Below are 13,771 nucleotides of genomic sequence, written 5' to 3' on the forward strand. Positions count from 1 at the left end.
CCGTAACTCACTCTTTTTTCAACAATCAAGGAATCAATTTCGTTTCTTTCGCTCGCTCGGCCATTTTCTTCGTATGTTTGCTAAGCGGCTTCTTAAGCACCAATCCAAACAAGAAGCAAATTCCGATAAACACAAACAGCATCACTACATCTCGTGTTACCGTTGAAGGCAACATCCCTCCTACCGTTTCCCGCAACAGACTAACCGCATAGGTGAACGGTACGAACGGATTCAGGGTCTGAAAGAAAACTGTACTCGTCGCAATGGGAAATGTCCCCCCTGAACTGGAGAATTGGAGCACCAGCAGGATGACTGCGAGACCCTTGCCGATATTGCCGAACACTGAAACCAAGGTATAGGTCATGGCCGTAAACACCAGACTGATCAGCATAGAGGACAGTACAAATGCTACTTTGGCATCCACATATGTTCCCAGCAGAAACAAATCACCGAGAGATACACTTAGCGCCTGAAAAATACCAATTGTGGAGAAGGTCATTAGCCGTCCGAAATATACCTGGTAGCTTTTATATTGACCTTCCGGGTCATCCACATCTACCCTGAACATGGAGACCAGCAGCATCGCACCTACCCAAATCGATAATGTAGTATAAAAAGGTGACATCGCAGAGCCGTAGTTAGGAATCGGGTATATCCGCTCCTGCTTCAGCGATACCGGGCTACCGAGGAAATCACTTTCCTTTTTCACATCTCCCTTAAGCAACGCAATCGCTCTTCCGAGTGCATTTTCACCCTTAAGCTTGCGGATCGTGTCTGCTGCCTGACGTATGGAATCCTCGGCAGCAGGAAGATCGGTTCTGACAAAATTGGCTACCTGGTGTACCGCTTTTTCAGCTTCAGGAAATTTGTTTTCAATCAAGTCCGCCATCTTAATAAACTGTTGTTCCGCCTTCGGCAAATCATTACGTACAAAGTTTGCCGCCTGATGAATTTTACTTTTAACCGTTGGCAAATCGTGCTTCACGAAGTCTGCCGCTTTGTTCACAGCATTCGTAAACTCGCCCATGCGTCCCTGAATCGTCGTAGCGGCTTCATGCAGTTTTTGACGATATTGTGGCAAGTCCTGCTGGAGACGTGTTAGCTCTTGCTGCCCGAATTCGGCAGCGGCCTGTGCGTCATTTAGTAGCTTTTCAATATTCGGGAGCTGCTCTTGAGCAGTGGCCAACACATTGGCAGTATTGCGGGCAACGGATTTGATTTGATCCAGCGCCTTTTGAATGGCAGGTGCATATTCCGTATCATAATTGTCCAAAATGCTGTCAATTCCGCTACTGATTTCTCCTGCAAGGCGGTCAGCATCATCCAGCAGATTTTGGGCTGGTTTCTCACCGCGCTGAATAGCATCCCCGATGCTAGTAACCGTGCTATTCAATCGGCGAAAGCGATCCTCTACCCCGCTTATCCGGGAAATAAGTGAATCCAGTGGCTGGCTAGGCAAATACCCATTCACACGGTTCAGCAATTGAGAAATATGATCCAATACACCTACAGCAGTCGTGAGCCTGCCGCTAATCCGATTCGCTGCAGCTTGTGCTGCTTTGGGATCAAAATCCACACCACGAATGATACCTGTAATCTGTGAAACTTCATTCGCAATTTGTTGCACCAGCTGTAAATCTTCTTTTACTACGGTTCCGATCGAATCAAGCGCACCCTCGTTTTTATCCAGAAAGTCGAGTATACCAGTTGTAAAATCCTTGCCTGTATCGGCTATTTTTTGTACTTCCGGCAGTGCTGTCCGGGCAGCATTAATGACCTTAAGGGCCGTTTGCGTGTCCTCCAAGGCGGTAGCCAGTGCACTTTCTACCTTACTGAAGTTCTGATCCAGTTCAACAATTCGATCACCAGCTTTTTGAATATCGGGCAGTCTTTTTTGGATATCCAAAATGACTGCACCCACCTTGTCCAGCTCAGGCAGGTTTTTGTCAATTTTGAGCACCAGATCTCCAGCGCGGTTGATTTCAGGAATTTTTTCCTTCAATGCAATGATCTTTTGGCCCTGAGCCTTAATTTTCGGTAAATTCTGCTCCAGCTCTAATGCCTGCTTACCCAACCGATCGATATCAGGCAATCGATTATTTAGCTCCAGCACCCGATTTTCAATGTTGCGAATTGTCGGAAGCTCCTCTTCCAGCTTTACTCCGGCTTCCTTTAATTTCGTCAAAACCGCCTGGCTGGCCGTTTCAATAAAGTTTTGACTAATTTGGTTTGTCAGAGAGGTTGCCCCTGAGGATGTAATTTTCGGAGCTACTGCATTGATTTTTTCATTCACAGCATAATCAATCTCCGGCTTTTGCGGATTTTCTGTAAGCACACTCGTAATTTTCTCTGAAAAATCCTTTGGGATCAGCAGACTGGCATAATAATCACCGTTCAGCACCCCTTTTCGTGCTTCTGCTTCATTGACAAAAGTCCAACCCAGCTTCTTGTTATTATGAAGGTTATGTATAACCTCGTCACCGATATTAATCTTTTTACCATTCACCTCAGCCCCCTGATCTTGGCTGGTTACTGCAATTTTAATACCAGATGTATTCGCATATGGGTCCCACATTGCTTTCAAATTCACCCATGCATAGACGGAAGGCAAAAGAATGATGCCAAAGACTAATAAAGTCCCGGTCGATACTTTGAAAACATTTCTCCAGTCTGTTAAGTAGATTTGCCATATCTTCCGCAACTTCACCACTCCTCATATGTACATTAACCTTTCGTCCAGTGTTGTATGCACACGTATTGTAAACGATTTGAGCGGCAGAAGCGAATATTATAAAAATGATTGCTAAAAAGCGTACGACTCTTTTACAGATCATACGCTTTTTATGAAATCCCTTTTACTTAATTTCTAATTCCATTTGCAGGTATAGCTTCCAGTGAGTAGAATACGTTCTTTTTATTGATTTTCCCCACAACGGTAGCTGCATCTTTTTTCAAGAATGTATATTCGTTTTTCTTTATTTGCACGGTATATCCCTTCAAATTAATTCCAAAAAGGGATTGTACTTTCGACTTGGCAGCTGAAAGGGCCTGATTTTTACTGAGCTTGGGCTTGGCAAATGCTTTGGCAAAATCCTTATCTCCATCCCAGTCCATGCCATGCTCATTTTTTACAGCCCATACTTTACCGGTTTTCACGCCGATCTGTACGCTGTTTGTGTCGCTCTCATCCCTAAAGTGCCAGATGGTATCGTTGTCCTCTCGCTGACGAAGCGTATATTCAAACGGTTTCATTGTAGGAATGCCCAGTGTTTTTAGCGAACGGTTCGCTTTGTTGATCAGGGCAGCTTTAACGTCTTTGAGTGGGTACAAAAAGCTGGCCGTTATTTTATTTCCTTGATCAAGGTGAATATAAATGCTTTGGTTTTTCCCCCATAGCACCCAGTAATTTTTGAATCCTCCTTCGTCAATCGGGGAATATACACGCCAGATGGCCTCTATTTTGAAAACTTTATCGGTATCGAATGTTTTCAGGAATGACGCAACTTTACTGCGCAAATTAGGGGGCATCACCTTATCCATATCAGCGGCCTTATAAATGATGCTGGTGGACTGCACGATTCCTTTCTTGGAATCATAATTTTGGATGAAATCTGCATTTGCTGTCCCTTTCAAGGTACCGTAAACCGTCCATGCGTCAGTGTCCGCACTTGTAAACTCTATCGTTTGTTTCCCTGCTAATGTGTTTAGGACATCCGTCAGACGCTTAGTGGCGGTCGGGTCCAGGTTAACAGAAGTTTGTGCATTTGAAGCTGTGGTTGTGGCAGCAGCGGGTTGCTGTGCCATTACAACTGGAGCCGTTCCCAACAGGATTGAGAGTGCTGCGACTGTAGCTGTGATAGAATTCCATTTGTTCATTTCGTCGATTCCTCCTGTGTCTATAAATACTCATAGGATACAAGTACACATAATCCTTAGACGTGCCACAAAAGTAAAAAGTTGCATAAATCCAAAAGAAGAAGCCCCTTAGGCCTACAAGATAGGCTTAAGGAGCTTCTTCTTTTGCATTAAATTATCCATTCTTCAGCAATCGGGTAGGCGAAAATCCTGCGCCATGACGCAGCTTCCGTTTTTCCAACCGTTTGTGCAGCGAACGGTTATACAAAACCTGAATGACAAAATACGAAATTATACCCAGCACGATACCGAAAATGGACATGCCGATCAGGATGTGGAGACCTCCGTGCAGTAGGTCTCTGAATACAGACCAGTTGCCGTGAAAAAGCTCCATAAAAGAATGCTCGTGAAGTCGACCGCCCCTGACATGCACCGGATAATGTGATGGATAAATCCAAGCTCCCAGTTGCTTGGCGAATGGCATCAGTACAATCGGCAAAAAGGTCAGCTTGCCTACAACGTTTCCCACAATGGCCGCAGGCAGCGAACCACCAGACAACCGAACAATCGGATAAAACACGAGGTATACCAGAGAAGCCGTGGAAATCACGATCATTTCCAGACCAAAGCCAATGGCGAAGCCCAAAGAGATCTTTTTAACTCCTCCAGGGGCGCGCAACAGCTTGATAAAATTCAGACGAATTGCCCGCCATATATTTTGAAACACGTTGTATTTCTTCTTTGATTTATGAGGTTTGAGCCTTTTCGGATTGAACTTTATCAATAGGAGGACTCCTTCAACAGTACGTATTCAAGTTCAGGAATGAGGTCGAACAACTCCCATCCTTACTTAGTCTATACTGTCATTATAACCCTCAGCGTTCGAAAAGCAATGCTATTCCGCCTGTTTCGCTATTTTAGAACACAATTCGCTTATTGACATCGCTCGATAAAGGTACAAGGTCCCAAATCTCTGTCGCGTATTGCTGGATTGTACAATCACTGGAGAATTTTCCAGAATGAGCGATATTTACAATAGCACGTCGTGTCCACTCCGAGGGATTCCGGTACACCTGCTCAATATGAGCCTGCGCATCTACATAAGCGGCAAAATCTTTAAGCACAAAGTATTCATCATTATGATCAATCAGGGATTGATAAATGGCCTCAAATTCCCGTTCATGCCGCGTAAAAGGAGCATCATTCACCAGTTGATCCAGCACTTCACGCAATCTTTCATCACTGTTGGCTGTTTTGCGTGCCGAATACTGTCCATTCCGATAATAGTCCTCAATCTGATCTACCTTCAATCCAAAAATGAACATGTTGGCATCGCCTACCATTTCGTGCATTTCAACATTAGCACCGTCTAATGTGCCCAGAGTCAGTGCGCCGTTCATCATAAATTTCATGTTGCCTGTACCTGATGCTTCCTTGCCTGCCGTAGAAATCTGTTCACTGACATCCGCCGCAGGAATAATCAGCTCCGCCAACGAGACCGAATAATTTTCAAGAAAAACGACTTTCAGCTTGTCCTTGACATCTATATCCCGATTGATGGTGTCTGCCACATTGTTAATGAGCTTAATCGTCTGTTTGGCGAGAAAATAACCGGGGGCTGCTTTCGCACCAAAAATGAATGTGCGTGGCGTTGCATCCAGTGCAGGATTAGTTTTGAGCTGGTTGTATAGATGCATCACATGCAAAATATTGAGCAGTTGTCGCTTATATCCGTGCAACCTTTTGACCTGCACATCAAAAATGGAGGATGTATCCAGTCGAACACCCTGTTTTGCAAATACATGCTCAGCAAGCCTGATCTTATTATTTTGCTTAATCGCCTGAATTCGTTTTTGGAACGATTCGTCCCCGCTGTAACGAAGCAGGTCAATGAGCTCGCGTGGACGGGTTCTCCAGCGTACACCGAGCGTCTCATCACACAAGCTTGCCAGCTCCGGGTTGGCGTGCATCAGCCAACGGCGATGGGCAATCCCATTTGTTTTATTATTAAACCGGTCAGGATATAGTTCATGAAATGATTTCATCTCTCGTTCCTTCAAAATTTTCGTATGCAATGCAGCCACTCCGTTAACGCTATAACTGCCGACGATAGCCAAATGAGCCATGCGAATTTGTTCACCGTGAATAATCGCCATTTCGCCAATTTTGATATCCTGACCCGGATAACGCTCTAATAGCATAGCGCAATAACGTTTGTTCATTTCTTCAATGATCAAGTAAATCCGAGGAAGCAGTTCTCTCACCATGTTGACGGGCCATTGTTCCAGCGCCTCACTTAATATCGTATGATTCGTATATGAAATGGCCCGTGTCGTAATATCCCACGCTTCATCCCACCCCAAGCCTTTCACATCCATCAAAATACGCATCAGTTCCGGTATAACCAGCGTCGGATGGGTATCGTTAATGTGCAGTGCTATTTTATCGGGCAACTGGCTGTAAGGTAAACGAAGCTTCTCAAACGTACGCAAAATACTCTGTAATCCAGCCGAGCAGAGGAAATACTGCTGCTTCAAGCGAAGCAGCTTGCCCTCATAATTGGAATCATCCGGATAGAGAAAGGCCGAGATGGATTCTACTGATCGATTGTAGTCGAGAAAGCGGTAATAACCGCCCTCTCCTCGAATTGGTCCTCGAACGGGATCAAGCGCGGATTCCGCACTCCAAATCCGCAGCGTGTTTACCTGCGCATGACCATAGCCGACCAGCGGAATATCGTAAGGGACAGCCCAGACTGTTTCGGCATCCCGTGTCTCGAACACAAGACGTCCATCTTGTTCACGGGTTTCCACGCGTCCCCAAAAATGAACCTCGACCTTTTTGTCAGGACGGCGTTCCTCCCATACATTCCCTTTCTGTAGCCAGTAATCCGGTAGTTCGACCTGATTTCCGTCCACAATACGCTGCTCAAACAGACCATATTTATATCGAATTCCGCAGCCATGTCCTGCATAGCCAAGGGATGCTAATGAGTCCATGAAACAAGCCGCCAGACGGCCAAGACCACCATTGCCTAGCCCAGCATCCGCTTCCTGTGCTTCAATTTCCTCCAGATCCCAGCCCAATTCCCCTAATGCCTGTCGAACCATATCCAATACGCCCAAATTCAGCAGATTATTGCCCAATAGACGACCTATTAAAAATTCCAGTGAAAAATAATAAACCTGCTTCTCTTGTCCTTCTTTGTAGGCTTGGTTTGTTTCGGCCCAATTCTTGCCGACTTGTTCACGAATCATGCCACCCAAAACCTTATATACGTCTTCCGACTGAGCCTCCTGCATCGATTTACCCAGCCTTCCGACCAGTTGCTCTCGAAAAGCCTGCTTAAATGCTTCTTTATTGCTGAACAAAGTTGTACCTCCTGTTAATTCCGTTTTTATGGCTAAGTATGATCTATTAAATCACGCTATTCTTGGCAATCACATAGGGAACTCTAATGTCGCCAATCAGAGTTCGATCCGGTGAAAGCTGCACGTCCTTATCCAAAACCACATTCTGCACAACTGCCCCTTTACGGATGACGCATTTTTGCATAATAATCGAGTTGCTTACCCGCGCGCCCTCCTCTACCCGCACGCCACGAAAAAGAATGCTGTTCTCGACCTTTCCCCCAATGGTGCAGCCATTGGCAACAAGGGAATGATCCACCTCGGCGCTGTACGTATAACGAGTCGGGGCTTCATACTTGATTTTGGTATGCACCGGCTGATTCTGGAACAGAGCTTGATATTGCTCCTGATCCAGCAGTTTCATGCTATTTTTATAGTAGCTTTCAATGGAATTAATAACTGCATGATAACCATCATAGCGATACGCGTAGATGCGCAGGCCACTTGGATTTTTCTGAATCGCATCGCGAAAGAAATGACTATCCTGATGAGCAATGCAATGCTTTACCTGATCCAGATACAAGCTTTTGTCCATCACAAACATTTCTAGATAAATATTATGATGATCCTGCTCCTGATGAATACCGGTCACTCGTCCGCTCTCATCAATCTCCAGCCGTACACACGGTGCATGCTCCGTTTCGAGCTGGTGTATGGGTTTGTATACGAGGGTGACATCCGCGTTCTTCTCCAGATGATATCGGTATACATCCTCTATATCAACCTTGTTGATATGCTGAGTTCCTGCATGAACAATGGTTTGCCCTGATGAGCGATGGAAAAAGTCCAGATTGTTGTGCACATGCTGCAAATCCCCACGTGATGTGTCCGTCGGATCGTTCCAGTCCGGTGGCAAAATAAACAACCCGCCTCTTCTGCGGTCTAAATCCCATGGCCGACCTTCACCCAAATGATCCAGCAACGAACGGTATTTGCGGCGGATAAACAGTGCAATATCATGCACCCCTGCATGCATCATATTGGATAAGGTGAAATCAATGAGCCGATATCGACTAGCAAAGGGTACGGCGGCCCCGCACCGAAAATAAGTCAACTCCTTCAATTGATCCAATTCGTGATCCAGGTTGATCACTCCAATGAGTCGGCTCATAGCGGACACCGTCCTTATCCGAGTTATATTCGTGCATGAAGCTGGCTTTCCTGATCGAACAAAATAATCTCATCCAGACTATCTTCAGGTCCAATGACTGCGTTGTCTTCAATAACCATGTTCTCATTTACGATAGCCCGATGAATACGTACATTGCGTCCGATTTTTACATTCGGCATGATGACAGAATCGGTAATAACGCTCCCTTCACCGACTTCAACCCCATAAAACAGTACGGAGTGCCTTACTTCTCCATCCACCATGCAGCCTTCATTTACGATGCTGTTTTTCAGGATCGCCCGTTGGGTTATATACTGGGCAGGCTGATTGGGGCTGCGGGTATAGATGCGCCAGAACGGGTCATTCAGATCTAGCGGCGGGTCCTGAACCAGAAGATCCATATTAGATTCCCACAAGCTCTGAATTGTGCCTACATCCTTCCAATACCCAGCAAACGGGTACGCATACAGCGACCGGCCATGCTGAAGCAATAGCGGAATGATGTCTTTACCAAAATCGTGTGAAGATTCAGAATCACTTGCGCTTTCCAGTAAGTAGTGACGCAACACATCCCATTTGAATAAATAAATACCCATAGAGGCCAATGTGCTTTTCGGCTGTTCAGGCTTTTCCTCAAAGTCGTATATTCTCAGGTCCTCATCGGCGTTCAGTATCCCAAACCGTTGGGCCTCTTGAATGGGGACATTGATGACCGAAATGGTGCAATCAGCTCCCTTTTCCTTGTGGTAGTCGAGCATTCGACTATAGTCCATTTTATAAATGTGATCCCCTGACAAAATGAGCACATGCTCCGGGTCATACTGGTCCAAGAAATGCAGGTTCCGATAAATCGCATCCGCCGTACCTCGGTACCAGTTGTTTCCATTTTCTTTCTCGTGTGGTGGTAAAACGAAAACTCCTCCATCCAGGCGGTCCAAATCCCAATCGCTGCCTACGCCTATATAGGAATGAAGCACCAACGGTTCATATTGGGTCAACACCCCAACGGTGTCTATTCCTGAATGAGAACAGTTACTGAGAGGAAAATCAATAATACGGTAAGTTCCTCCAAAAAACACTGCCGGTTTGGCTAATGTGCGGGTCAGTCCTTTGAGTCTTTTGCCTTGTCCGCCGGCCAGCAGCATGGCAACCACTTCCTTCTTTCTCATAACAAAGACCTCCCTGTCATGTGCGTCTGAAGCCATTGTGGCAGGATATTTGATAATATCCATTAAACGTGAAAAGACAGTCGTAATCGTTTCATTACCAAGGGAACGGGTAAGATGTGATGGAAAGGGTAAATGATAGTTATGCGGAACGAGTGCAAGGAATCACTAAATCGTAAAATCCTGTTCATCATTTCACATTTTGGATACTTTTTAGGCATTAGCGTATGACAGCATGATCATAAGGAGGCGTTATTGATGAAGAATAAAAAATGGGTAGTAGCAGCATTGGGAATGGGTGTAACGTATCTGATGAAAAATAAAGGAGCACGCGATAAGGTATTGAATAAGGTACAGACGATGGTCAACCGTGCAAAAACATCTGCAAAATCGTAATCGTTAAATTTTAAAGCAAGAAACACGCGAGCCTCTCTGAATAATTGTTCAGGGAGGCTCTGCTCTGACGCTGCTCTGCAACCACGAACAACGCACAACACATCGGTTCGAGGCTGAATCATTAGACGGTCAAGCATTCTCCTTCTGTTCTTCTACTTCCATGATATGTTCAATGGTAAAGGTTCGATGCGTGCATTCGGAGGAACGGTACGCTTCTAGAAGACCCGAGGTACGAATGTTCTCTTTACTCACCTTCTTGAAGGTATGAGTAATCTCTACATTGCCCTTGAAAGGAAAAAAGGACAAACCTACCGTCTGATCCGATAACCACTCAGCCCGAACCCGTTCGCTTTCATGACGAACAGCCGGGAAGCTCAACCCTTCAGCAAACCATTCATAATCTGCTGTAGGGGTACCCGGCTCTCGGCTGCATAAAAACAGACTTAATTCGTCGCAAAACAACATTCTCCGTACATCCGTCCGCACTTGATGTTCGAAGGTTACGCCGCATGTCAGCTCCTGTCTGAGCCTCTGGCGACGCTGTTCCTCTGCTCCTTGATAAGCATGCGTAATCTGCTTGTCCTGAGCTTTTTCATGCTCGGTCCGTCCGACGAGCTCCTTGTACATCAAGCTGCACAGCAACGCCGCATACGCATTCTCTTGCTCGACTTCATCAATCCCGAGACGATAAAAAACAAAACGCGGAGTAAGCGGAAAATCGATAAACGTATAAGGTGCTGACACATAATCATTCCAGAAAGGAGCAGCGTCCAGCCTAATCCATCCCCGGTCATGCTCCCTCGCTGCATATATAAAATCCTGTTTATGGCGTCTATTCTTAAAGGCACTGTCTTCCCACTGTGAAGCCAACTCACCTGAAATATGGGCATGGTCATGCTGCGTCGTCATGATATAAGCTTGATCCGTTTCATAAATAACCATATGCTATCCCCTTCCGTTAGGCGTCTATCTGATATGTGTACAAACTATCGAAGGCCATGGTTATGTTTACCTTCATTCATTATATCAGGATAAGGGTAAAAAGGCAGTGAAGTTTTCTCCATCCTCACTTTCAATTACCCCCTAGATTCTTCAATCGAAACTGCTGCGGAGACATCCCTTCCAGTTCACGGAACACCTTGTTAAAATGCTTGGCATTGTCAAAGCCCACAGTAGCCGCAATTTCATAAATCCTGCCCTCCTGACGCCCCAGCAGCTTTTTGGCTTCTGCAATGCGCAGCCTTTTTAAATATTGAACAAAGCTAAGACCTGTATAGGCTTTGAATGCCTGACTAAAATACGTATAATTCAAGGATACTGAATTGGATACTACCGCCATGTTCAAATCCTCGCTGAAATGAGCATGGATGTACTGGATTGCTCGCGTCATGCTGCCGCTTCTATCAGCAATCGCACTAGCAACGTCCGTTCTGCCAGGCTGTCTATCTATCTCCCCGCTATCATCACGATCATTTAATAGAGAGTTCCGTTGCTGCAATTCTTCGTTCAAAACTGCTAGCGCACCGAACAGCTCCTCCCTCACGATCGGCTTCAGCAAATACTCCCGTGCTCCGCAGCGAATCGCTTCGCGCGCATATTGGAACTCGTCATATCCACTGAGAATGATCACCAAAGGTCTGTCTCTTGGCTCCAGCTTGCGAATATGCTGCATCAGCATAATTCCATCCATAACCGGCATACGGATATCCGTTATCACCAACTCGGGTGAAAACTCCATTACATGCTGCCAGGCTTCCTTTCCGTCCTTAACCAGCACGAATTCATAGAGACCGGAGTATTCCCGTTCGATCATGGCTTGAAGCCCCATTCGAATGTTCTTTTCGTCATCCGCAATCAACAGCTTGGTCGTCATAGTCCTCCCCCCTCGTAATATGACGTCTAGGCAAAACCAGGGTTACTGTCGTCGATTGGCCGGGAATGCTGTCCAGTTTAATGCCATAACCTACGCCATACTGCATACTCAAACGGCGATGCACATTATACAAGCCGATCCCTCCATGCATTCCGGGCTCGTAGGAATCCATATCCGAATGCATCAGACCAGCCATAATGGCATTCTTTCTTTCTTCAGATATCCCCACTCCGTTATCCTGTATACGCAATTCAACGATATCCTGCTTGGAGTAGGCTTCAATGGTGATGAGGAATGGTCTTCGCAATGTACTCCAACCGTGCTTTATTGCATTTTCGACTATAGGCTGCAGCGACATTTTCAGCATTTCCAGTTCCATAAACATTGACGACAGGCGGATGTCCAGCCCAATTTGGTTGTCATGGCGAATGTTCATAATGGCCACATAATGCTGAATATGACGAATTTCATCGCGCAACGCAACACACGGCCGGGACCATTGAAGATTATAGCGCATCATCGAACCCAGGGAAGTGAGAGCATCTGACAGCGGATATTGTCGTTCCATCTCCGCCATCATTTTTAAATTTTCCAATGTATTATATAGAAAATGGGAATCAATCTGATGCTTGAGTCCTTGCAATTCTGCCTCCTGAGCAGCGGCCTGCTTCTGTACAGCCTCAGCAATGAGCACGTTAATCCGACTTAGCAAACTGCGAAAATATAGAGCCAGCTCCGCGACTTCTCCCCCCCCATATACCGGGATTGTAAGCTGAAAGTCGCCCTCCTGCTGTACTCTTTTCATAGATTCACGCAGTGTATGCAGCTGCTTGAGAATAAGAGCGTGCAAAGTATAAGAAATGACGGACATTAACAATATCAATATACAAATAATGAGTAGCATGGCATTGCGTTTGTGACGGAGGTCACTCAGCGGACCATCCAGCGCCACTATATTTAGCAGATAGGCATCCAGCCCTTCTATATAACGGTACAAACCAAGATAAGGCTTATTCCCATAGGTAAAGTCAAAAGCACCACCCTGTCCCTGAACGCGGGACTGTAACAGATGGTGCACATGGGACAGAGGGATCGGAATGGGATCAGGTTGAATGGAAGCTGTAGCTATATCGGCAGAAGACACTAATTTTCCACCGTTTGGAATGGAATCCTCGGCGTTTAGAATGAACATTTGCCATGCATAATCACGTGGTGGGGTACCAAATACTCTAGGCGAAAAGAGCTCTAGCCTCATATTGGTTTCCACCAAACCTGCGTGTCTTCCTCCGCTTGCCTGAATTTCACGCAGCAATGCCATATACTGTACCGCTTCATTTTCCTGCCCTGCTTGCCCCTGCAATAAGCTCTTAGGTCCCTTGTATATATCCCACCATATTCTTCCTTGCTGATGTTGAGCTGTTGTCAGCCAGGAAGTTTTAGGCAGGCGTGATTCATTGAAAATCATGGGCCATATTTCATGGGCCTGGGGATTATTTGTATACAGCCGGATATTCTCAATGTTGGGATTGCTGTAGAGCAAGTGCTGTAAATTGGGAAACACATTTAAGTTAAATTGAACCAGCTCATCGCTGCTTATTTCACGTTCCTCGGTTAGATAATGAAGTACGTTGCGATCTGAAATCGCAAGCTGTGCGGTCCGCTCCATAATTTCCATATTACTGTGAATTTGGGCCAGTTCTGTATCGAGTACATACTGATTTTGTACGGTAATGTCGTGCATGGTGTTCTCGTACAATTGATGAAAGGTATAAAGTGAGAACACTACAACCGGGATTAAAATGACTCCGATATAAGCGACAATGAGCTTGACTTGAAGAGAGCAACCGCCTAGCTGATCGGCCGTATCCGTCAGCCACTGCCATATGTGACGGCGCAGCAGGCTCTTCATCTGTGAACGTACACGGCCTGACATGAAATCACATCCTTAGCATTCAATAAA

10 protein-coding genes are annotated in these 13,771 nt (G+C 45.7%); 1 reads left to right on the plus strand and 9 read right to left on the minus strand.

Translation table 11 applies throughout. From position 1 onward, the window contains the following. Positions 1–25: 25 nt before the first annotated feature. The 6 genes from C0638_RS22425 to C0638_RS22450 all read right to left on the minus strand — a co-directional run bounded on the left by C0638_RS22425 (position 26) and on the right by C0638_RS22450 (position 9,545). On the minus strand, positions 26–2,701 hold the full coding sequence (locus tag C0638_RS22425) for a YhgE/Pip domain-containing protein (RefSeq protein ID WP_058710468.1): 2,676 nt from the start codon (positions 2,699–2,701) through the stop codon (positions 26–28). Between the two features lie 158 nt (positions 2,702–2,859). Continuing rightward, entirely contained in the window at positions 2,860–3,876 is a 1,017-nt protein-coding gene (locus tag C0638_RS22430; protein WP_058710469.1) for a hypothetical protein, read from the minus strand. A 154-nt stretch (positions 3,877–4,030) separates the two neighbouring features. After that, positions 4,031–4,639: a DUF2062 domain-containing protein gene (locus tag C0638_RS22435; protein ID WP_013370880.1), complete on the minus strand. Its 609-nt coding sequence runs from the start codon at positions 4,637–4,639 to the stop codon at positions 4,031–4,033. A 133-nt stretch (positions 4,640–4,772) separates the two neighbouring features. Further along, entirely contained in the window at positions 4,773–7,226 is a 2,454-nt protein-coding gene (locus C0638_RS22440) for a glycogen/starch/alpha-glucan phosphorylase (RefSeq protein WP_058710470.1), read from the minus strand. 46 nt (positions 7,227–7,272) lie between these two features. Beyond that, on the minus strand, positions 7,273–8,376 hold the full coding sequence (gene glgD / locus C0638_RS22445; RefSeq protein ID WP_013370878.1) for a glucose-1-phosphate adenylyltransferase subunit GlgD: 1,104 nt from the start codon (positions 8,374–8,376) through the stop codon (positions 7,273–7,275). 23 nt (positions 8,377–8,399) lie between these two features. After that, positions 8,400–9,545, minus strand: coding sequence for a glucose-1-phosphate adenylyltransferase (locus C0638_RS22450; protein ID WP_025679046.1), 1,146 nt, complete (start codon positions 9,543–9,545; stop codon positions 8,400–8,402). A gap of 255 nt (positions 9,546–9,800) precedes the next feature. On the opposite strand from C0638_RS22450, the gene C0638_RS25460 reads away from it, so the two are divergent. Next, positions 9,801–9,938, plus strand: a complete 138-nt coding sequence (locus tag C0638_RS25460; protein WP_013370876.1) for a hypothetical protein — start codon at positions 9,801–9,803, stop codon at positions 9,936–9,938. Positions 9,939–10,067: 129 nt separating this feature from the next. Here the strand turns inward: C0638_RS25460 and C0638_RS22455 are convergent, their stop codons facing one another. The 3 genes from C0638_RS22455 to C0638_RS22465 form a co-directional block, all read right to left on the minus strand. After that, positions 10,068–10,880: a DUF3891 family protein gene (locus tag C0638_RS22455; RefSeq protein ID WP_058710471.1), complete on the minus strand. Its 813-nt coding sequence runs from the start codon at positions 10,878–10,880 to the stop codon at positions 10,068–10,070. Between the two features lie 130 nt (positions 10,881–11,010). Then, positions 11,011–11,811: a response regulator transcription factor gene (locus C0638_RS22460; RefSeq protein ID WP_040101495.1), complete on the minus strand. Its 801-nt coding sequence runs from the start codon at positions 11,809–11,811 to the stop codon at positions 11,011–11,013. Continuing rightward, positions 11,783–13,744, minus strand: a complete 1,962-nt coding sequence (locus C0638_RS22465; protein WP_058710472.1) for a sensor histidine kinase — start codon at positions 13,742–13,744, stop codon at positions 11,783–11,785. The genes C0638_RS22460 and C0638_RS22465 overlap by 29 nt, the downstream gene beginning before the upstream one ends. Between the last annotated feature and the right edge of the window lie 27 nt (positions 13,745–13,771).

This window comes from Paenibacillus sp. lzh-N1 (assembly GCF_002872435.1).
GTDB classification, from domain to species: domain Bacteria; phylum Bacillota; class Bacilli; order Paenibacillales; family Paenibacillaceae; genus Paenibacillus; species Paenibacillus polymyxa_C.

Bases quoted from the DNA above. Each gene is read 5' to 3' on its own strand.
- C0638_RS22430 (WP_058710469.1), bottom strand. From the start codon at position 3,876: ATGAACAAATGGAATTCTATCACAGCTACAGTCGCAGCACTCTCAATC.
- glgD (WP_013370878.1), bottom strand. From the start codon at position 8,376: ATGAGCCGACTCATTGGAGTGATCAACCTGGATCACGAATTGGATCAA.
- C0638_RS22450 (WP_025679046.1), bottom strand. From the start codon at position 9,545: ATGAGAAAGAAGGAAGTGGTTGCCATGCTGCTGGCCGGCGGACAAGGC.
- C0638_RS25460 (WP_013370876.1), top strand. From the start codon at position 9,801: ATGAAGAATAAAAAATGGGTAGTAGCAGCATTGGGAATGGGTGTAACG.
- C0638_RS22455 (WP_058710471.1), bottom strand. From the start codon at position 10,880: ATGGTTATTTATGAAACGGATCAAGCTTATATCATGACGACGCAGCAT.
- C0638_RS22460 (WP_040101495.1), bottom strand. From the start codon at position 11,811: ATGACGACCAAGCTGTTGATTGCGGATGACGAAAAGAACATTCGAATG.
- C0638_RS22465 (WP_058710472.1), bottom strand. From the start codon at position 13,744: ATGTCAGGCCGTGTACGTTCACAGATGAAGAGCCTGCTGCGCCGTCAC.